Origin of the sequence: Burkholderia sp. Bp9140 (genome assembly GCF_003853425.1) — a bacterium.
In the GTDB taxonomy this organism is placed as follows: domain Bacteria; phylum Pseudomonadota; class Gammaproteobacteria; order Burkholderiales; family Burkholderiaceae; genus Burkholderia.
This window is the reverse complement of sequence record NZ_QTPQ01000003.1, coordinates 40574-61891: the sequence shown is the minus strand read 5'-3', so window position 1 is coordinate 61891 and position 21318 is coordinate 40574. Positions and strand designations below refer to the sequence as shown.

The 21318-nt window shown below is 69.6% G+C and carries 9 protein-coding genes; 5 read left to right on the top strand and 4 right to left on the bottom strand.

Annotation, left to right across the window (positions count from 1 at the left end; genetic code table 11):
• Positions 1 to 159: 159 nt before the first annotated feature.
• From DIE21_RS03435 to DIE21_RS03425, 3 genes are read left to right on the top strand one after another with little or no spacing between them, the layout of a single operon-like run.
• Positions 160 to 3036 carry a xanthine dehydrogenase family protein molybdopterin-binding subunit gene (locus tag DIE21_RS03435; RefSeq protein ID WP_124496042.1) on the top strand — a complete coding sequence of 959 codons (2877 nt, stop codon included), beginning with the start codon at positions 160 to 162 and terminating at the stop codon, positions 3034 to 3036.
• Entirely contained in the window at positions 3033 to 3716 is a 684-nt protein-coding gene (locus DIE21_RS03430; protein ID WP_124496041.1) for a (2Fe-2S)-binding protein, read from the top strand. Before DIE21_RS03435 ends, DIE21_RS03430 begins: the two co-directional genes overlap by 4 nt.
• Positions 3713 to 4975 carry a cytochrome c gene (locus DIE21_RS03425; protein ID WP_124496039.1) on the top strand — a complete coding sequence of 421 codons (1263 nt, stop codon included), beginning with the start codon at positions 3713 to 3715 and terminating at the stop codon, positions 4973 to 4975. Before DIE21_RS03430 ends, DIE21_RS03425 begins: the two co-directional genes overlap by 4 nt.
• Positions 4976 to 5067: 92 nt before the next feature.
• Here DIE21_RS03425 and DIE21_RS37085 read toward each other — a convergent pair whose 3' ends face one another.
• A complete protein-coding gene (locus tag DIE21_RS37085) occupies positions 5068 to 5235 on the bottom strand; it encodes a hypothetical protein (protein WP_185640651.1) in 168 nt (55 codons plus the stop codon).
• A gap of 207 nt (positions 5236 to 5442) precedes the next feature.
• On the opposite strand from DIE21_RS37085, the gene DIE21_RS03420 reads away from it, so the two are divergent.
• Positions 5443 to 5922 carry a hypothetical protein gene (locus DIE21_RS03420; protein ID WP_124496037.1) on the top strand — a complete coding sequence of 160 codons (480 nt, stop codon included), beginning with the start codon at positions 5443 to 5445 and terminating at the stop codon, positions 5920 to 5922.
• 170 nt (positions 5923 to 6092) lie between these two features.
• Here DIE21_RS03420 and pal read toward each other — a convergent pair whose 3' ends face one another.
• The 3 genes from pal to DIE21_RS37080 all read right to left on the bottom strand — a co-directional run bounded on the left by pal (position 6093) and on the right by DIE21_RS37080 (position 8551).
• Positions 6093 to 6584 (bottom strand): peptidoglycan-associated lipoprotein Pal, encoded by a 492-nt coding sequence (gene pal / locus DIE21_RS03415; RefSeq protein WP_124496441.1) that lies wholly within the window; start codon positions 6582 to 6584, stop codon positions 6093 to 6095.
• 341 nt (positions 6585 to 6925) lie between these two features.
• Positions 6926 to 8182, bottom strand: coding sequence for a porin (locus DIE21_RS03410; RefSeq protein WP_124496035.1), 1257 nt, complete (start codon positions 8180 to 8182; stop codon positions 6926 to 6928).
• 102 nt (positions 8183 to 8284) lie between these two features.
• Complete coding sequence (locus DIE21_RS37080) at positions 8285 to 8551, bottom strand: hypothetical protein (RefSeq protein WP_185640650.1); 267 nt, start codon at positions 8549 to 8551, stop codon at positions 8285 to 8287.
• A 286-nt stretch (positions 8552 to 8837) separates the two neighbouring features.
• Here DIE21_RS37080 and DIE21_RS03400 point away from each other — a divergent pair, with 286 nt between their 5' ends.
• Positions 8838 to 21179 carry an LWXIA domain-containing protein gene (locus DIE21_RS03400; RefSeq protein WP_124496033.1) on the top strand — a complete coding sequence of 4114 codons (12342 nt, stop codon included), beginning with the start codon at positions 8838 to 8840 and terminating at the stop codon, positions 21177 to 21179.
• Positions 21180 to 21318 lie beyond the last annotated feature (139 nt).

Here is a 21318-nt window from a genome sequence, read left to right as displayed (position 1 = left end):
GCGCCGCGGCCCGTCCGAATCCCGTCATAAGAAATCCAGTAAGTATTTCATGTGAGAAATACTATAGGCGATATATCCAAAACAATGTCAGAATGCGCGCCGCTCCGAACGCCGCGACACCCGATCGCCGTCCGGGCGGCATCAGGAGGTTCCCCCCACATGAAAAACCACGGCCTGTCACGGCGGGGTTTTCTGAAAGCCAGCGTGCTGGCGGGCGTCGCGGTCTACGTCGCGCCCATCGGCAGCCGCGCGTTCGCGGCGCTCTTCGAAGAAAAACGCCTCACCCCGGTCAAATGGGATAGCGTCACCGGCATCCCCCAGTTCCGCATCGACGGCATCGCGAAGGTCACGGGCGCGAAAGTGTTCGCCCGCGACGTGCGCGCGGCCGACATGCCGCACTGGCCGCAGCAGCAGTCGCACGCGCTGATCCTGCGCGTCACGCAGGCCGACCGCACGTACGAAGGCTTCGACCTGTCGCTGCTCGGCGACGAACTGAAGCCGGACCGCGTCGTCACGGCCGACGACCTCGCGCGCGACGGCGTCGCGTTCCCGGCGTTCTACGGCGACGACATGCTGTTGCCCGCCGGCAAGACGCCCGCGTATCTCGGCCATGCGGTCGCGATCCTCATCTACCACGACTTCGCGCGCTTTCGCTTCGCGAAGAACGCGCTCAAGTTCCGCGACGACGTGATCCGCTACGGCGCGGTCACGGGCCCGCTCGAGCGCGATCCGTGGGGCACGTTCCGTTACGTACGCGTGGGCGGCAAGACGGCTTATGACGACGATGTCTACTCGAGCCTGAAGGATGCGCCGATCTTCCCGAGCATGATGCGCAAGCACCTGCCGGTCTGGCCGGACGGCCGGGAGCACGGCAGGCTCGACGAGCAGGGGATGTTCCTGGCCGGCCGGATCGCCGCCGAACTCGATCATCCGCCGGCCGGCTGGCTCGTGTTCGAGCGCGAGTACAACACGCAGTCGGTCGATACCGCCGCGCTCGAACCCGACAACGCGAACGGCTGGTACGACGCCGCGACGCAGTCGCTGCACCTCGTCGTGCCGACCCAGTCGCCGCTCGAGGTGGCGGAGAACGCGGCCGCGATGGTCGCGAAATGCCGCTTCCCGGTGAAGAAGCTGTTCGTGCATCCGTGCTACACGGTCGGCTACGGCTCGAAGGATCACTGCAACGTGCCGTTCTACGGGCTCGTCTGCGCGCTGTACGCGGACGGCCGTCCGGTGCGGTTCGCGAACGACCGCTACGAGCAGTTCCAGACGTCGCTGAAGCGTCACGCGTTCAGGATGCGTTACCGGATCGCGGTCGATCGCAACACGGGCCTCCTGCAGGCGTTCAAGGGCGACTTCGAGGCGAACGGCGGCGGGCGCTCGAACTTTTCGCCATCGGTGGCGATGGTCGGCGCGACGGCCGCGCAATCGATCTACTACTTCCCGAAGAGCGACCTCGCGGCGGTCGCGATCGCGTCGCGCGCGATCGACGCCGGCTCGGCCCGCGGCTACGGCACGCTGCAGAGCATGGCCGCGACCGAGATGGCCGTCGACGAGATCGCCGCGCAACTGAACCTCGACCCGATCGAGTTCCGCCTGCGCAACGCGTTGCGTTCGGGCATGAAGAACACGCAGGGCGCGATTCCCGCCGGCGCGCTGCGCGTCGAGGAAGTGCTGGAGCGCGCGCGGCAGCATCCGCTGTGGACGCGTCGTGCGGCGCGCAAGGCCGAATTCGAGGCATCGAACCCGGGCAAGCGCTACGGCGTCGGCTTCGCGTGCGTGCAGAAGGATTTCGGCACGGGTGCCGAGGCATCGTTCGCGAAGGTCGAATTCGACGAGAACGGCCGGGTGTCGCTGCATCACACGGCCGCCGAGATCGGCACCGGGATGTCGACGTCGCAGGCCGTCGCGGTCGCGAAGTGGCTCGGCCGCCCGGCGACCGACGTGCGCGTCGCGCTGACCGAATGGCCGGACCTGCCGGTCGAGACGAGCGGCGATCCGTATCTGATGTCGCAGGCCGACCAGGATCGCCTGAGCGCGAATCCGCGCTGGTCGCCGGGCTATGCGTCGCCGTCGAGCGCGACGAACTCCGCGTACTACTTCACGCACAGCACGCGCGAAGCCGCGCGCGCGGTGTTCCGCTACGGGCTGTGGCCGGCCGCGATGTCGATCTGGACGCGCGGTCTCGGCGGCGGCCAGGCCGCGCCGTACGCGATCCGCATCGAGGACGCGCGCTGGGTCGACGGCAGGCTGACCGCCGACGGCCTCGAGCCGCTGACGTTCGAGCAGCTCGCGAAGCAGGCGCATGCGCTCGGCCTGCCGACCGGCGCCGTCGTGCACGTGTTCAACCGCTGGCAATGGACCGACGCCGAGTTCGAAGTGGGCGGCGCGGTCGATCGCCTGCCGATCGACGGGCTGTCGCTGCGCGTCGGCGCGCCGAAGACCGGCGACAACGGGCCGATGCCGGGCACCGCCGCGCCGGCCGGCGCGACCGCGATGCGCGGCACGCTGGCACCGACCGCGAACGGCTATCGCGTGCTGGACCGCAAGCGCGTGTTCATCCCGCCGACGAGCCGTAACAACGCGGCCGTCACGTACTACACGGCGGTCGGCACGCTCGTCGAGCTGGCCGTGCACGAAGCGACCGGCAAGGTCGAGCTGCTCACGCACCACTCGATCATGGAGTGCGGTAACCAGATCTCGCCGCAGCTCGTGTCGGGCCAGCTGCAGGGCGGCCTCGCGATGGGCATCGGCCACGCGCTGCACGAGTATCTGCCTCTCTACGAAGACGGCCCTGGCAACGGCACGTGGAACTTCAACCGGTATCAGCTGCCGCGCGCGACCGATGTCGCCGTGTGGTCGCAGACGGGCGACATCCTGCCGCCGCTGTCCGAGACCGATCCGCCGAAGGGTGTCGCCGAAGTGGTGATGATTCCCGTGGTCGGCGCGATCGTGAACGGCATCGCGCACGCGATCGGCCATCGTTTCACCGATTTGCCGGTGACACCGCAAAAGATTCAGGAGGTGCTCGCATGACGACCGCCCAAACCGCGGCTTCGGCCGCGAGTGCCAGCGCGGCTGCGACCGGCGCGTCCGCGCCGAACGCGGCGTCGGCCGCCCCGGCATCCGCACCGGCTGCGCCGGCCGCCGTCGCGCGCCCGCTCGTCCGCTTCCAGCAGAAACCGCTGTCGGTGAACATCAACGGCAAGTCCGTCGGTCCGATGCCGGTGCCCGAGGGGCTGATGATGATCGAGTTCCTGCACGAGTACGCGGGCCTCACCGGTTCGCGGCTCGGCTGCGGGCAGGGCATCTGCCACGCATGCGTCGTGATCGTCGACAAGCCGGACGGCACGAGCGAGGAAATGCGCACCTGCATCACCGGCGCGCATTTCTTCCACGGCCGTTCGATCCGCACGATCGAGGGCCACGCGAAGCGCAACGACGCGGGCGAAGTGGTCGAACTGTCGCCGATCCAGCAGAAGTTCCTCGAGCACTTCAGCTTCCAGTGCGGCTACTGCACGCCGGGTTTCGTCAACGCGGCGACGGTGCTGATCGAGCGCCTGAAGCGCGAGCCGATTGCGAAGGCCGACGTCGAGCGCACCATCACCGACGCGCTGAACGCGCACATCTGCCGCTGCACGGGTTACGTCCGCTACTACGAAGCCGTGAAGGACGTGATCCTGACGACGCCGGGACTCGTGAAGGACGCCGCATGAAACGCATATTCGCCCATCGTGCCGCGCGGGCCGCAGGCTTGCCCGCACTCGCGGCCGCCTGCGCGCTGCTGCTCGCCGCCTGCGGCGGCCAGGACGCGCCGGTAGCGAGCGCGGCTGCCGGCGCGCCCGGTGCCGACCCGGTCGCGCGCGGCCGTTATCTCGTGAAGGCCGCGGACTGCGCGGCGTGCCACACCGCGAAGGACGGCGCACCGTTCGCCGGCGGTGCGCCGCTCGAATCGCCGTTCGGCACGTTCTACGGCTCGAACATCACGCCCGACAGGGATCACGGGATCGGCAGCTGGAGCGCGGACGACTTCTACGCGGCGCTGCACGACGGCAAGGCGCCTGGCAAGCGCCTGTATCCGTCGATGCCGTATACGTCGTACCGGCAGCTCACGCGCGCCGATGCCGACGCGATGTACGCGTACCTGAAGACCGTGAAGCCGGTCGCGCAGGAAAACCGCGCGCACGAACTCAAGTTCCCGTACAACCTGCGCTTCGGCATGGTGTTCTGGGACATGGTGTTCCTGAAGGACAGCCTGCCCGACGCGTCGACCGGCCAGTCCGCCGACTGGCAGCGCGGCCGCTACCTGGCGGGCGCGCTCGGCCACTGCGCGGAATGCCACACGCCGCGAGCGTTCACCGGCCAGCTCGACGGCGCGAAGCCGTTCGCGGGCGCCGCGCTCGGCCGCGTGGCCGCGCCGGACATCACGCCGGCCGGCCTCGCCGCGCGCGGCTGGACGGGCACCGACCTGCAGACGTTCTTCGGCGTCGGCATCGCGCCGCAAGGCTCCGCGTTCGGCGAAATGTATCCGGTCGTGCACCTGAGCACGCAATACATGACGAAGGACGACCTGCGCGCGCTGTCTGTGTACCTGCTCGGCGATACGCCGCCCGCGCCGCAGCCGGTGAAGCCGGTGTCGGCCGACGCCGCGCAGCTCGCGGCCGGCCGCTCGGTGTACCTGGCGGTGTGCGCGGGCTGTCACGGCCTCGACGGCGAAGGCAAGCCGCACGTGGCGGTGCCGATGAACGGCAATTCGACGCTGCGTCAGGGCGACTCGCGCAACCTGCTGGTCGCGATGCTCGACGGCATCGACGAGCAGAAGTTTGCCGGCGTCGAAAACCTGCAGCCGATGCCGGGTTTCGCGCACACGCTGAGCGACGACGAACTCGCGCAGCTCGCGAACTACCTGCGCGCGACGTGGGGCGGCCAGCCCGCGAACGTCACGCCGGCCGACGTGACGGCCATGCGTCGATAACGCGTGCGGTGGAGCGGGGCGTCGCGCACGACGCGGCCGGCTTCCGGCTGCGCTCGCGCACGATGCCCCGCCCGAACCTGTCCGGCGGCGCTTCAGTAGCCGCCGCCCCCTCCGCCACCGCCCCCTCCGCTGCCGCCCGCGCCGCCATACCGGCTCATGCCGGATCCTTGCGATACGCCGCCGCCCGACGACGTACATCCCGCTGACAGCACCAGCATCAGCGCCGCGAGCAGTGCCGCGGCCAGTCTTGTCGATTTCATTTCACACTCCTTTCGCTGCGCGGCAGCGCGGTTCGCGTGAACCGGCGAGCGCGCGATGACGAAACGTTCGAGGTGGGCGGCTTATTCCATGTTTTTGCGTATCGGCCCGGGTCGGCGTGCGTCGCATGTGGGTGCCGGATCGGCTGCCCGACACTGCGGCTTGGTACACTCCGGCTCGCCGCCATTCCGATTCCGACGACAAGAACCATGCACACCACGCTCGAGCGCCCACCGCGCCAATCGTCGCGCCTGTCCAATCCCGTCGTGCTCGGCTGCGTGTCGTTTACCTTGGGCGCGCCGCTGGTCGCGGCGCTCGTGTGGCCGGCCGTGATGCTGGTTGCATGGTCCGTGATCAACGGCCCGCAGTGGGACACGCTGAAACTCTGCGCAAGCATGGTGCTGATGATCCTTGGCGCGTCGTTCGTGTTCGGCTATGTCCTGCCGGCGACGCTCGCGGGCGGCATCATGGGCGCGATCGGCACGCGCATCGGGCGGCGCTGGTTCGTGCTGCTGGGCATGATCGTCGGCACCGGTCTGATGGTCGGTTATGTGCTGCTGCAATCCCATCTGCTGAACGACGACGAAATCGGCGGGATCAACGTGATCGCGATACTCGATTCGATCGTGACGTCGGCCGTGATGTCGCGCTGGCTGCATCGACGGCTCGAACGCGCGCGTTCGAATTGAAGCGGGGCGCCGGCGACCGGTGCGTGACGTCCGGGATGAGGGTGCGCATGAACCGGACGCGCCGGGTCGTACGGCAACGCACAGCCGGGGCGAGTGGTGCCCCGGCGATTCGCTGTATGGCGGGTGCGGGTGATGCGTGGCCGGAATGCCGCCGTCGCGGCGGCATCCGGTCAACGATAGACGAGATCGGCGCGGCGGTTCTGCGCCCACGAATCCTCGTCGTGACCGAGCGCGACCGGCTTTTCCTTGCCGAGGCTCACCGCTTCGAGTTGCGAGGCCTGAACGCCCAGCGTTTCGAGCCCGCTCATCACGGCTTGCGACCGGCGTTGGCCGAGCGCGAGGTTGTATTCGGACGTGCCGCGCTCGTCGGTGTTGCCCTGGATCAGCACGCGGCGCGACGGGTGGCTGCGCAGGTAGTCGGCGTGCGCCTGCAGCAGTGACTGGTATTCGGGCTTCACCGAGTACTGGTCGAAATCGAAATAGACGCTGCGCTTCGCAAGCGGGCTGTTCGGATTGTCGAGATCGTCGGCCGCCACCGTGGCGACCGCCTCGCTCGAGGGCGCCGGTGCCATCCCGGCATTCTCGGGTGTTTTCGCCGCGTGGTGGCAACCCGCCAGCAGGGCGAAGACCGCCATGACCGCAAATCGGTTTGTTTTGCTCATTGTGCGTCTCCTGCGGTTGACTGCGTGGAATACGTCGCGGGTGCGAACCGGCACGTCACGAACCGGCGGAGACGGCACGAAAGTGGTGCAGGCTCCCGTGCGCAATTCGATGCGCTTTCGTAAGCCGGCGATGTGCCCCATGAAAGATTGTCTCGGCCGGACCGCCGAATCACGGCGCCACTGCAACCAGATTAGGAAAAATGTCACTGCGTGACCAGTTTCTCCGATTATTTCGCGCGAAAACGACGCAGGACGCCTTCTTGCTTGCGCAAACGCCGCGGGATGCGCAGCGATGCGTGACGCGCGATTTTCCCGCGGGCGCGTCGCGCGCCGCCGTGTCGTCAGAACTTGTGCCGCAATCCGAGCGCGACCACCACCTGGTTGCTGCTGGCTGAAGGCGTCATTGTCCAGACGGTCGCGTTGAACGCGGGATTGCCGTTGCCGCCGCTCACGCTTTGATAGACGGCTTCGAGATAGGCGTCCGTGCGTTTCGAGAACGCATAGCCGGCCTGCGTGACCACGTGGTTCCACTTCGGGCGCGTCTGGCCCGTGCGCGTGTCGAAACGGCCCATCGTATACGTATATGCGGCGGACAGGCTGAACGCCGGCGTGACGAAGTAGCGGCCGTCGACCGTGAAGTTGTCGAAGACGAGCGATTCGCCCTTCAACGGCGTGATGCCGCTGCCCTGCAGCACGCCGCTCACGCCGTCGGTGGCCGAGTGCGACCACGCGGCGCCGACCGAGTGCGGGCCGAACGCATAGCGGCCGGCCACGGCCCAGATCTGCTGGTTGCCGCCGGTGATCGTCGCCGAGCCGTCGACCGTGCTCAGTGCGCCGTCCGGGTTCGGCGCGTGGCGGTCGCGGCTGATCTTCAGGTAACCGGCGCCGAGCTTCAGCGGTCCGTTCGCATACCCGAGTCCCGCGCTCCACACGGCGTTGTTCGAGAACGCGCCGGCCGTGTTCGAGAACCCGTACAGCGCGCCGAACGTCAGCCCGCGATACGTCGGGCTCGTGTACTTCACCGCATGATTGATGCGCAGGTTGCGGTTCGAGTCGTCGTTGTCGTACGGGTGGACCGCGAGGTTGCCGCCCCAGCCGGGGCCCGACGCGCCGAGCGGCGTCACGAAATCGAGGATCAGGTCGTACTGGCGGCCGAACGTGAGCGTGCCGGCCGTGCGCGAACTCACGCCGACCCACGCCTGACGGCCGAACATGTCGACGCCTTTCTGCGACAGCTTGCCGGTCGTGCCCGAGAAGCCGTTTTCGAGCGTGAAGACCGCCGCCATCCCGCCGCCGAGATCCTCGCGGCCGCGCAGCCCCCAGCGCGATGCGTTCAATGCGCCGCTCGTCAGCGCGACGCTGCCGCTGCCCGGCGAACCGGCGCCGTGCGTACGCTGGCTGGTCGAGTAGGTAACCGACGTGTCGATCAGGCCGTACAGCGTCACGTTGCTCTGCGCGTGCGCGACGCACGGAACGAAGCCGGCCACGCAGGCGGCCATCACGGCCGGCTTGAGTGCGACGGTGCGGCGGCCGCGACGGACGGCATGCGGCGCGGCAGCGCGCGCGCCGGCGCGCTGGCCCGGTTGGTAGGAATGCATAGGATTTTTTATCGTTGGTCTCCGGCTCGATCGCCGGTGGGGCGCGTCGGCGCGCGGGCCGACGGATCGAGCGGCCATTATTGGAGATCGTGCGACCGTCGATTAAGGCGCTGCACAGGAAAGGTCCTCTGCGAAATCGCGTGGAATCGCGGCCTCGCGCCGCAGCCCGGGTACGGCGAACGTACGGAACACCTGCACGGATGCGCGTGTTTGCTGGCAGACGTCGTGGAAGTCGAGCGGCTGGCCGCTCACGCGCGGATTGTCGCGTGGCACGTGTGCGGGCGCCGCGCCGGTGTCGACGAGGGCACGCAGGAGCGATGCCACAGGGCCGGGCCGATTCAGCGGGAGCGTCGGCACGCTCGACAGCATGCGACGGAGCTCGTCGGGGTGGTCGTGCATCGCGCGGATCGCGGGTTGCCGATTGAACACGGCCTGTATTTATGACGCGCACCGGCGCAACCGGCAAATTTTGCCGCTGAAGGCAATCGCGGCCGGCGGCACGTTCGTAGCATGCGTCTCCCCGCGCCGCCGCAACCCGGTCGACGACTACGTAATGCGCGACTTTTTCACGCGCGAGCGTTCGGCACAATGGACCATTGCGCGTGGCCCGACTGCCGCTGTGCCGGCACGCCACGCATGCCGCGGGAGAACGGACATGGTGTTGATGGCTGTGGGCGGGGGCGGACCGGTAAACGTGCCGCAGCCGCAGGATGACAACGATCCGGCGCCCGGGAACGGGGCCGGCAGCGCCCCGCCGGCGCAGACGCCGGAACAGCAGGCCCTCGCGGCCGCGCAGGCCGAGACGCAGCGCCTGCTCAAGCTTGCCCAGGCCGAGATGGCGACGCTCAAGCGCCTGCACGACCAGGGCGCGTCGCAGGCCGATCTCGACAACCAGGTGAAGAAGGCCGAAGCCGCATGGGGCGCGGTGCAGGCGGCCGTCGAGAACCAGATGCGCGTCGCGGCCGACGGCGGCGGCGACACGAACAAGGCGATCGCGGGCGTGGCCTCGGACCTGCGCAATGCGTCGCCGAACGATCCGGTGCTCGGCTCGGTCCTCGACGATGCGCAAAAGGCGGTGTCGGCCGAATCGGCGCCCGAGCGGGCGACCAACGTAAAGGCGTTCCAGTTCGCGATGGCGATGCAGAAGGACCAGGCCGCGAACGCCGACGTGCAACAGTACAACGCGTTGCCGGGCGGCATCCGGCGGGCCGATCCCGAAGTCGGCGCGCAACTGCGCCAGGCGGCCGGCACGGCGGACACGAATGCCAACAACGCGTACACGGCGCTCACCACCGCGTTGCGCCACGAATACAGCACGTCGGCCGCGACGCTGCGCCTGAACGACGCGAAGGCCGATTACGCGGCGTGGCAGAAGGAGCCGGGCGGACTGCGCCGTGCCGACGAGGCCGACATCACGCGGGAGCTGTCGCAGGCGCAGAGCCAGTACGACAAGGTCGTGACGGGCGGCGACGACACCGCGCTGACCTACGTGACGGCCGACGAGCAGAAGCAGGTCGTCGCGTCGGTGAAGCAGAATCACGACGGCATGTGGTACACCGGCCTCGTCGACGCGCTGGGCGAGGAAAGCCAGCTCAAGCGCACGATCGCGACGATCAATCCCGACGATCCGTCGCTGTCGCCGCAGATGAAGCAGCTCGCGCAGTCCGATCCGGTCACGTTCGCGCTGCTGCAGGACACCGGTGTGAGCGTCGATCCGAACGACCCGAAGCTGTCGACGCAGGAGAAGGCGCTCGCGCAGCAGAATCCGCTCGCGGAAGCGTTCGTCAAGATGACGGGCATCCCGGTGAGCACGAACGGCCTGAGCGACGCGGACGCGAAGGCGCTGAACGCGCAGATCGACCAGGCCGGCGGCGTGTTCGCGTATGCGATGGCGAAGGCACAGGCGGACAAGAACAATCCCGGTTATCAGAAGATCCAGACGCTGCTCGCGGCGGCGCCCGACGTGCGGCTGCAGTACACGAAGCAGCAGGTCGCGCAGCTGATGCAGGATCCGGGCAGCAATCCGGGGGCGGCGCTCCAGGTGCTGAAAACCAACATGAACGCGTCGTTCTCGCTGGACGAGCGCCAGGCGCTGTGGACGCAGGCCGGCCAGCCGCATTTCGACGCGAAGTTCATCCATGCGCAGATCGATCCGCTGATGCGGAAGCCCGATTCGCAGGCGACGGATCAGGCCAGCATGCAGGCGCGTTACGACGGCCGGATGAATGCCGACAAGGCCGGCAAGTGGATGCAGGACATCCTCGCCAATGCACCGCCCGAATTCGCCGGCGTCGTGCTCGACACCGTCGAGAAGGATTTCAGCAACAAGTGGACGCAGTCGAACACGGGCACGCCGCAGCCCTACGGCGACGGCATCGAGTTCTACAAGGGCCTCAGCACGGCGGTCGGGCTCGCCGACCAGCAGCCGACCGCGAGCGGCGTGCCCGTGCAACGCGAGGACGACGTCGCGAACTGGCTGCTCGACGACAAGGGCAACGCGAAGACGCTCATCTACACGCTGCGCGGCAGCGACGCCGGCTATGGGTTCGACGGCGTGCGCCAGGCGCTGTCGTCGGGCGTCGATCCGGCGTTGTCGAAGGCGCTGCTGTCGAAGATGCAGAACGACGACCGGTTCCGCTCGGGCTTCGCGAACGACTTCCAGCTGCGTTACGACCAGGGCACGAAGAATGCGCAGGACAAGCAGAACAAGGACGCCGCCAGCGTCAGCTACAAGCTGTTCCAGGCCGATCCCGGCAAGCAGCTGAGCGCGTATTTCAACGACTTCCAGAAGAACCTCGGCGACAAGTCCTACACGTTCACGACCGGCTCCGATCAGCTCAGGAATTTCGTCGGCGCGGGGCTCGGGATCCAGCCGGATGATCCCGGCGCCGTGCCGACCGACCGGAACGACGTGCCGTCGATGGCGCTGCTCGAGCAGCTGATCGTGAGCAACGGCCAGTTGCAGAACGGCACGGCCGTCAACAGCCGATCGCTGTACGCGCAGAACTCGGCGGCGTCGCAGATGATCCAGGCCGTCGTCGACCAGATCCGCAAGGTCGGCGGCGATCATGCCGTGGTGTCGCTGGTGCCGATCTACTACGTGTCGAAGGGAACGGGTACCGCGCCGAGTGCGCTGTTCAAGGTGCAGGTCGAGGGCCATCCGGACCAGTACAAACTGATCGACGATCGTGGCTGGCAGTACGACAGCCTCGACAACTACCAGCACAACAACGCGCTGTCCGACGACGGCAAGCTGTACGTGCCGAAGAGCCTGACGAGCGGTGGGGCGTCCGGCGATTTCTCGCAATACGAGCCGATCGACGCGCACAAGACGGAGTGGTACCAGCACGTCGAACACTACCTCGAGATCGGCACCGGCATTCTCGCCGCGGCCGGCGGCGTCGTGCTGGTCGCGAGCGGCATCGGGGCGCCGGTCGGCGGCGTGCTGCTCGGCGCCGCGTGGACGGCGGTCGGCGCGGGCATGGCCGTCGGCGTGCCGGCCGCGATCGGCGATCTGAAGAACCTCAGCGATCACGGCCAGTCGATCGGTTTCGGTAACGCCCAGGCGCGCGGCGACTGGATCAGCCTGATCGGCAGCGGCGCGGGCATCGCCGGCGGCGGGCTCGGCGTGGCGGCGAAGTCGCTCGCCGAGGCATCGTCGCTGCTGCGGACGACGGGGCAGGTCTCGGACCTGCTCACGGTGGCATCGCGCGGCGACGGCGCCGCGGCCGACGTGGCCGGTCTCGGCCGCTTCACGCAGGAAGCCGACGCGTTCCAGTCGCTCGCGCAGACGACGGGCCGCACGGCCGGCGTGCTCAATGTCAGCGGCGGCGTGATCGGCGGCTATCAGATGGCCGACCAGGGCGTGTCGCTGATCCGTAACTGGGATGCGATGACCGATTCCGACCGCGCGCAGCAGTTGCTGAACCTCGGCATCGGCATCGCGCAGATTGGGCTCGGCTCGCGCACGCTGATGGAGCGGCCGATCCGCGCGATCACCAGGACGCCCGCGCCGCCGGCGATGCCGAGGCCGGTCGCGATCGACGTCGTCGACACGATGTTCGGCAACGGGCTGGCGAACCAGCGTCTCGCGGTCGGCGAGATCGGCAACCCGTGGCGGCACGCGGAGGAGCAGGCGAACAGTTTCGGCGAACCGGCCGACGACGGCGGCGCGGTCGCGCCGGCCGACGAGGGGCTGCGAGCGCGCGTCTCCGCGTGGCTGCGCGGGCGCCGCACGCAGGGCACGCCGGACGACGACGCGGTGACATTGCGGCTCGCGCCCGACGGTGAACCGATCGACGGCGAAGGGACGCCGGCCGTCGCCGCCGCATCGGCAGGCGAGGATGCGGCGTCGCCTGCCAAGGCCGGTGGGCCGGCAAATGGCGCGCACCCCGCGTCGTGGGCGATTCCCGCGCATATCGCGGCCGATCGGGCGATGCTGAGCGAGGTGGTCGGGCGGATCATCGAGAGCGGCAATCGGCTCGAGGACGTCGAATACTACGTGTATGCGCTGGAGGATGCCGAAGGCAACGTGCGCAACCCCGAGGAAGACGGGCTGCCCGCGACCAAAAAGGGCGATTTGCTCGACGACATGAACGCGGCGAAGGCGGACGGGCGGCGCGCGAATGCGCTCGACGATGCGCCGGCGCGCGCGGCCGCTGCGCCGGATGAGGGCGGCACGATCGGCGTGACGCGCTACTCGACGTACCACGACGCGCTGATGGTCGGCGCCGACGGCGTCGCGGCGGGCCGCTACCGGATCGCGCTGGTCGATCACGGGGCGCTCGCCGCGGACGGCACGGTGCCGCCCGAAGCGGTCGTCGGCCATGTCGGGCTGACCGACGCCGGCGATGCGTTCATGCTGTCGATGAACGATGCGTACGACCGCACGGTGCGCGTGCTGTACCCGCGCGGCTTCGATCCGCAGAAGCCGCTGATCCGCGGCGAGGACGGCCGGCGCGTCGACGTGATCAACGCGTCGTTCGGCATGAGCGAAACGCAGTGGGCCGCCTATCCGCGCCGCGAGGCCGACCTCGCGATCTATTCGAACCACCCGGACCAGCCCGAGAACCGGCTGCCGCCGGGCGAGCGGCCGTTGATGCCGGTGCCGCCCGGTTACTTCGCCGTGTACGCGCATGCGTGGGCCGATGCATTCGCGAGCGCGACCGGCAAGGCGATGAGCGCGGAAGACCTGGCCGAGATGGTGCGCCAGAGCGGCTGGGACGGCAAATCGCCGGTCATCCTCTACGCGTGCGGCGCCGGCACGCGCGTGAGTCCGCTCGCGCAATTGCTCGCGAACGTGCTGGGCGTCGACGTGTACGGCGCAAGCGGCTTCGTCGCATGGCGTTCGCCGCGCTATCGCGCCGACGGCAGTCCCGATTCCGGTTATACGAGCGGCATCCTGATCGAGCCCGGCGCGCCCGACCAGGCCGGCGTGCCCGACCATTCGGTCCGCGGCGAACCGCGCACCTACCGGTTCTCGCCGGCGCTGGCGGTCATCGACCAGGGAGCGCATCCGGTCAACTGGAGCGGCGTCGCGCCGCGCCCGGTGTCGAATCACTGGGGCGGCAGCGCGACGACGGGCGACGCGCGCGTGCCGATCGGCGTGTACGTGTGGCGCCTGTTGACGAAACGCGGGTCGATCATCAATCCGCGCAGCGGCCGTTCGGCCAGCGCGCTCGAGATGACGCACGCGCTGGAAGAGCTGGCGTGGAAGGGCTATACGCCGGGCACGCCGATCGCGCTGGAGGGGCCGCACAGCGGCACCAATCCCGAGTTGCTGCAGGAATTCGCGGACCTGATCCAGGCGCCGGTATTCGGCCGGCTGGGCGACGACGACGCGGCAGGATGGCGGCGTGCGCTCCCCAATCCGGGCCGCCGTCTCGCGCGCTTCGAGATCGAGCCCGACGTGAACGGCAAGTTCTCGCCGGGCGGCGCGCAACCGGTCCGGATCAATCCGCTGGAGCTGCGGCCCGTGCCGGGTTCGAACGTCGTGAACCTGCTCGGCCACGCGACCGCGCGGCAGTTCCTGAAGGTGTCCGGCTTCGACATCGCCGAATCGCACGGCACCAAGCCGCGCGACGTGAGCCTGGATAGCGCGGCCGCAATCACCGAAGGCGGCACGATTTCGCCGCGGCAATTCGCGCGCAAGCTGCTCGACGATCCGGCCTATACGGAAGGCAACGGCGTGCTGCTGACCGGATGCTATCTCGGCGCAGGCGGCTATTCGTTCGCACAGGAGCTTGCGTACGAACTGCAGGTACCCGTGATCGCGTCGATCACGTCCAACTCGGTGCGCGGCACGGGTGCGCTGGAACTGTATCCGATCGACGACGACATCGTCCTGCCGGCACACGATCCAGACGTCGCGACGCGGCTCTATCTGCACCTGCCCGAGGCGCCCGATGCCAGCGACCCGCCGATGGTGTTCGCGCAGCGGGGCGAGCCCGTGGCGCGCACGGCCGCGCATGGCGATGCGCCGGTCGAGCCGGTGCGGCCGATCGACACGCAGATCGATCCGGACGCGGACAGCGGCCGGCGCGGCGATGGCGGTGCGCCGGGCGAGGCCGGCCGGCAGGGCGTGACGTCCGGCGTGCCCGCGCATCCGCGGCTCGCCCCCGAGCCGGACGCGGGCGAGCCGCCCGTCTACGAGCCGGCCCCGCTCGTCGAGGTCGAGCCGGGGCGGATCTTCACGGCGGACGAATGGGCCGCGCGCGCCGAGCAGGCCGCCGAGGCGGAAGCCGACGACGGCCTGTCGGGGAAAACGCAGAAAATCTATCCGAAGACCAGCCGGGTCTATACGGACCGCAAGATCGCCAACGGAGGCGTCGTCACGACGACGATTCATGGCCAGTCCGTGCTGCAGCCCGGTTTCGACGACGTGACCGGCGTCGACGCGACGCAGCATCCCGAATTCCTGCGTCCGGCCGACACGCTGCTGATGCCTGGCACCGACCCGCTGCATGCGATCGGCGCGCGCGGGCTGATGTCGCCGCCCGGTCATCACGTGGTGTTCGGTCACGGGATGTCGGCCGACGCGATGCTGGGCCCCGAAGGCCGGCCGCTCACGCCGGACGACGTGGCCGAGCGTGTCGCGCCGCATCTCGAACCGGGGCAGGACGTGACGCTGTATTCCTGTTTCGGCGGGTCGAACAAGCATGACCCGTTGCGCGTTGCGCCGGGCCAGGTGCGGGCCGCGAGCACGACGTTCGCGGCAGCGCTGGCCCAGCGTCTGTCGGAGATCACCGGACGGCCGACCTCGGTCTGGGCGCCGCCGGATATCCTGCTCGTGGAACCCGACGGTTCGACCACCGTACGCGGAACGCGGCTGACGGGCCAGGTCGACAAGGATCGTCTGCCGATGCAAAGTTTCCGCGGCGACCCGGCGCGCGCCGGCCGCCCGGCGCTCCCCGCAGGGCCGGACGCGGAACCGGCACCGACGACCACCCGCACCGCGTCGCGGCCGATCGCCGATCCGCCGCCGCGTCCCACGGTGCCGCGTGTGGCCGATCCGACCTTTGCCGATCCCGGCTACGATTTCGGCGCGATCCCGGACGGCACGTTCGAATCGGTCACGCTCGACCATCCGTTCCGCACCGCGCTGGCCGACCGGCCGGGCGTGATCGGCGACGCCGCGCGCGTGACGCAAGCCGGCGGCACCGTGAGCCAGCACTGGCCGAGCTATTTCCTGGACGGCCCCGAACCGACCCGCGTGATCGACGACGTGATGCAGGCGTTCGACGCGGCGGGCCTGACGAACCTGCGCGTCGAATTCGTGACGCGGGACGGCAGCGTCGTGCTCGGCAGCGGCACCGATTTCGGCGCGCTCGACCCGGAGGAAGGCTGGTTCCGGTTCAGCGGCACGGTGCCGGACGCGACGGCGGCGGCCGCAACGCACGCGCCTGGCCGCGCGGGTGTCGATGCCCGGCTCGCCTTGCCGGAAGGCGTGCGGACGGTCTCGCACGACGAGCTTGCGCAGGCACTCGATACCGCGCATACCGGGCCGCGCAATCACGCGTACGTGCCGGCCGAGACGTTGCCGGCCGACAGCGCGTTCGCGCAGGGCGACCTCACGCCGGCGGATCGCGTCGCGGCCAGCGCCACCGCGAACCTGGCCGCCGTCGACGCCGCGGCAGCGACCGACGTCGTGCTGCTGTCGGCGCTCGGCCACGATCCGGCGAGCGCGCTGCGCATCGCCACGCCCGACGGCGGCACGCTGTTCAAGCCGGCCGGCGTCGACATGTATGTCGTGCGAACCCGCGATGCGGCGACCGGCGACGTGTCGTACCGGCTCGCCGGCATCGATCGTTCAGGCTTGCCGGAGGGCTATGCGGCCGTGCATGCCGGCGGTACGCGCGCTGTCGGCGCGGTCGACGGCAGCCCGACCTGGCCGATGCTCGGGCCGGCGGGGCCGGCCGGCCGCCTCGCGAGCACGGCCGGCGACCCGTCCGGTGCGACGCCGCCCGCCGCCGTTTCCGGCCATGCGGGCGCGCCCGCCGCGCCGCGCAGTGCCGCCGTGGTCGAGGCGGAACAGCAGACGCGCGCCGCGTCCTGGCTCGACACCCTCGGACGGCGCACGCTCACGCGGGTCGACGGCCGGCATGTGCCGACGCTGGACGGGCTCGCTCGCCAGCTTGGCCCCAACGCGCATGTGCTGGTCGCCGCGCATGCGGAACCGCCCGCCGGCACCGGCGCTCACGCGGCACCGGCGTTCATCGCGGTGCTCGAGACCGACGCGAACGGTGTGCTCGGCCCGGTGCGGATGCTGGACGGCAAGCGCGTGCCGCATGCACTGAGCAAGGCGCTGGAGCGGGCCGACAACAGCGGCCGACGCGCCCGCGGCAAGTTCGATTTCCATGTGTCGCCGGTCGCGCACGACGAACTGGTGGCGTTCGGCGGCCCGTCGAAGATCGAGACGCCGGACGGCAAGACGTCGTGGTCCGTGACGCCCACGGGTCAGGCGATCGAGAAGACGCTCGCGGCCGACGTGTCGAAGCTGCAGGACGCGCCGGTCTTCAAGCGGCCGCGCCAGGCCGTGCGTGCGGTCTCCGGCGAGCAGCGCTGGATTCACGTGGTCGAGGACGAGACGGGCAAGGTGCTCGGCTACGCGCAGCGCAACACGAACCACGAGTGGAAGTACGTCGAGAAGGCGCCGCTCGGCGATACCGAGATTCCCGAGCAGGATCTGCGCACGGTGTTCCGGCGACGCCGCCGCGGCGGCATTCCGGTCGGCCGGTCGCCGCGCCGCGGGATTCGCTTCATCGTCAGCGACGTGGCGCCCGCGACCGTCGATCGCATCGGCGGGTTCCGGCCGGCGAAGGAGGCCCCGGCCGTCGAGAAGAAACCATTCCGCTCGGCCGGCGACCTGTTCCAGTCGATCGTGCCGGTGCGCCGGCCGCTGGCGCGCGCGGAGCAGGGCGACGATGCGAACGCGGCGCCGCTGCCGCCGGTCGACCCGCATCTGCTGCCGTCGGAGCAGTCCGCGCTCAACGCCGTCGACTTCAGCGGCAACAGCGTGCCGCACCTGCTGACCGCGATCCGGAACGGCGCGCTGGACGGCGGCCGCCATGTGATCTACGTGTTCAGGACCGACGGCGCCGTGGCCGAGGCGCTCGGCGACCCGCTCGGCGTGATCGCCGCGCGCAACGGCGAGATGCGCTGGTTCGACAAGCTCCCGCAGGCCGGCAACCAGAATCATCCGGGCCTGCCGCTTGATGAAATGCCGATCGGCAACGATCGTTTCGGGACGGACGTGCATTTCCTGCTCACGCAGCTGTCGCCGGGCGATTTCCTGAGCAGCGCGCGGCCGACGCGCGTCGCCGCGCTCGAAGCGCGCGCGAAGGCGCTGCACGATCAATGGAAGGATGCGGAAGCGCGCGGCCTGAACTCGGCGCCGTTCCGCGCGCTCGCGGCCCGCACGCGGCACGGCTACAACGAGGTGCTCGTGGACTTGCGGCGCTTGAGGCGCAAGGGTGCCGCGCCCGAGCCGTTGTCGATCGAACCGTACCAGCCGGGGCTGTCGTCGGCGACCTCCGTCGCGTTCAGCCTGCGCAACGGCGCGGCGAAGCCCGAGCAGTACTTACCGACGCACGAGCAGATCGAGGCGTACAACAAGCAGGCGCAGCGGCCGGGCCACGTGAACCTCGTGCTGAAGGGCGAGCCGCAGGCTGTCATGGTCGACGTGGGCATGTGGCGCACGCTGCTCAACAAGCTGTACGTCGCGCGCGACGTGTCGACGTCGGCGTCGCGGTTCCTGCCGGTGCCGGGCAAGCTGCGCGCGCGGACGCGCAACCTGGGCGCGGCGACCGTCGCCGACAAGCGGATCCGGCAGATCTTCACGCGCTCGGACGCGGCGTTGCAGGATCGCATGGTGCCGATGGCGCGCTCGTTCTCGCTGAGCGACGATCCGGCATTGATGGGTGCGCTCGTCGAGCGGTACGGCGGCGTGATGCCGGTCGCCACGCTCGTGATCGATCCGCATTCGCTCGCCGCGGTGCTCGGCAAGGCGCACGATCCGGACTTCCTGAGCGCGGTGCGTGCGCTCGGCGACCAGAAGCGCGCCGTGTTCGACGGCGAGAACGGGATGATCCATCCCGCGCCGGATTCGGACGGGACCGCGCTCCCGCTCGACGATCTCGCCCATCTGCATCGCTGGCTCGACGAGGCCGCCCGGACCGGTTTCGCGATCCGGCTCGAGACCGCACCGTCGCGCGCGCTCGTGTCCGGCACCGACTACCGGTTCCAGTCGGGCACCAACGACACGTATCACGACTACGTACGGGTCATGAGCGCGCTCGAAAGCTGGTCGAACGCGCATCCCGACACGACGGCGCCGAACGTGATGATCACGTTCCACGGCTGGGACGCGGTGCCGGAATCGGTGCCGGGCGGCGGGCACGAGAAGCTGCTGCGCGCGGTGCTCGAGCACAAGGGGCTCGAATGGGTGCACATGGGGCTGTCGTACGGCACGCACGGCGCGGACTTCATCGGCAACCAGGATCTCACCGGCGCGCTCGCGAAGCTGATCGTCGAGAACCGCAACCGGCCCGAGGTCATCAACCGCCTGCACGGCGCCGATGCGCTGACGCGCGTGTTCGAGCGCGTCGACCGGCAGACGCTCGCGAACCAGCATCAACTGCTGTTCGCGGAAGTCGAGCGGCTCGGTGCCGCGGACGGGATGGCGCCCGCCGAGTTGGCCGCGCTGCGCCAGAAGCTCTACGAAGGCAACACGACCGTCTGGCTGAACCAGGCGCGCAAGGCGACGATCGAGCATGCGACGAAGCTGTGGGACGACGACGGCAACCAGCCGCGTACCACGACGGACAAGGGCGCACGCACGTTCGGCGGACGCTGGCTGGCCGACTACGGCGGCAGCGTGCCCGACCGGGTGACCACCGGCAAGCGGCCGTCCACCGCCGACCCGGTCGAGCACTGGCGCGCGGTCGTGCGCGACCCGGCGCTGATCAACGACGGCACCAAGCCGATCGGTGCGAGCCGCCGGGAAGCCGCCCAGCTCGCGAAGGTCGACATTCCCGACGCGAAGCGCGCGCAGGCGGAACTGCATGCGCTGCGGGTGCACGACGCGCCGATCGGCGAGAACACGCCGCCGCCGTCGCCCAGGCGGATTGCCGGCGACATCGCCGCGGCCACCGTGACCGGCGGCGCGGGCGCGGGCGTGCTCGTCGCGGTCGGCCGGGAGTCGGTGCGCACCGCGACGAACTCGCTGTATGCGGGCCTGCGGGTCGGACGCGTGTTCCAGGCGCTGCATCACGGCGCGGTCGCGAGCCTGAAGAGCGGCGATCCGCGCGTGTTCGACCGCGTCGTCGACCGGCTCGTGCGCGGGCTGCAGGCGCAACTGAAGGCGAACGGCTTCGACGTGGCCGCACGCGGCACGCAGCTTGAGCAGATCGCGCACGAAGGCAAGGCGATGGCCGCGCAGCTTCGTGCGCTGAACGACGACGGGATGCTGTCGTTCGACGACACCGTCACGCATACGAAGGCGATCGCCGCCGACATGCTCGCGCAGATGCAGGGCGTGGTCGGCGGGACGTCGCTGAAGCTGCTGCACCACGGCAGCCCGCGGCATTCGATCGGCCGGGTCGGCCGCGTGCTGGCGCTCGGCGGGTACGGCGGGTCGATCACGATGAATGCGTTCAGGGCGTTCACGCACGGCGACTGGCTGGCCGGCGGACAGGCGATCGGCGGCGTGTTCAGCGCCGCCTACACCGGCATCGTTTACAGGGGCAGCCTGCGCGGCGTGAATGCCGAGAACCGCAGTCAACTCGCGCGGATCGCCAGCGCGACCGGCGACTATCTGACATCGGCGGTCGGCATCGCAACCGGCGTTCATACCGCGCTGACGCAGGATCCGGTGACCGGCTCGCTGACCGCGATGTCCGGTGCGCTGCTCGGCGCCGGGCGGCTGCATTCGCATTTCCCGAATGCGACGCCGTGGATGGAGCGCTTGCCGACCGGCATCGCGCTGGCGCCGGTGGCGATCTTCGGGATCATGCAGGGGATCAACCTGTACACGTCGGCGACCGCGCCGGACGATCAGCACAAGCCGCCGGGTTCGCCGCCGACACCGTCGGGTTCGAATCCCGGGACACCGGCGCCGGGCGCATCGTTCGCGCCGTCGCCCGGCACGACGACGGCGCCGGCCCAGCCGAGTGCGTCCGCGACGCCGACGGCAGGCACGCAGCCGTCGAGCGCGCCATCGCAACCGGCGCCGACCCAGACGAGCTCGCCCAGCCCGACGCCAACGCCGACGCCGACGCCGCTGACGGTGAACGTGGTCGCCGGCGATTCGTTGTGGACGATCGCCGAAAGTCACGAAGGATCGCTGCTTGCCGCGGCCCAGGTGCCGGCTGACGAACAGCAGCGGATGTCGGAGGGGCAGCGGATCAACGCCGCGTTCAACGAGATCCTGCAGCTCAACCGGAACCTGGCGAGCCATCCGGGCGAGATCGATCCCGGGCAGCAGGTCATTGTCGGGTGAGCGCGGTGCGGCGAAGGCTAGGGCCTGTTCACGCTAATAACGGGCTTGCGCTGGCCCCCAGAAGGGCCGAGCGCAAGGAATGCGACGAAGCGAATACTCGACGTATTCGCGAGGAGCATGACGCGGCGATCGGCCCTTC

Excerpts from the sequence above, each read along its gene's own strand:
- pal (WP_124496441.1), bottom strand. The coding sequence starts at position 6,584 with ATGAGCAAAACAAACCGATTTGCGGTCATGGCGGTCTTCGCCCTGCTG.
- DIE21_RS37080 (WP_185640650.1), bottom strand. The coding sequence starts at position 8,551 with ATGCTGTCGAGCGTGCCGACGCTCCCGCTGAATCGGCCCGGCCCTGTG.
- DIE21_RS03400 (WP_124496033.1), top strand. The coding sequence starts at position 8,838 with ATGGTGTTGATGGCTGTGGGCGGGGGCGGACCGGTAAACGTGCCGCAG.
- DIE21_RS37085 (WP_185640651.1), bottom strand. The coding sequence starts at position 5,235 with ATGAAATCGACAAGACTGGCCGCGGCACTGCTCGCGGCGCTGATGCTG.
- DIE21_RS03435 (WP_124496042.1), top strand. The coding sequence starts at position 160 with ATGAAAAACCACGGCCTGTCACGGCGGGGTTTTCTGAAAGCCAGCGTG.
- DIE21_RS03430 (WP_124496041.1), top strand. The coding sequence starts at position 3,033 with ATGACGACCGCCCAAACCGCGGCTTCGGCCGCGAGTGCCAGCGCGGCT.
- DIE21_RS03425 (WP_124496039.1), top strand. The coding sequence starts at position 3,713 with ATGAAACGCATATTCGCCCATCGTGCCGCGCGGGCCGCAGGCTTGCCC.
- DIE21_RS03410 (WP_124496035.1), bottom strand. The coding sequence starts at position 8,182 with ATGCATTCCTACCAACCGGGCCAGCGCGCCGGCGCGCGCGCTGCCGCG.
- DIE21_RS03420 (WP_124496037.1), top strand. The coding sequence starts at position 5,443 with ATGCACACCACGCTCGAGCGCCCACCGCGCCAATCGTCGCGCCTGTCC.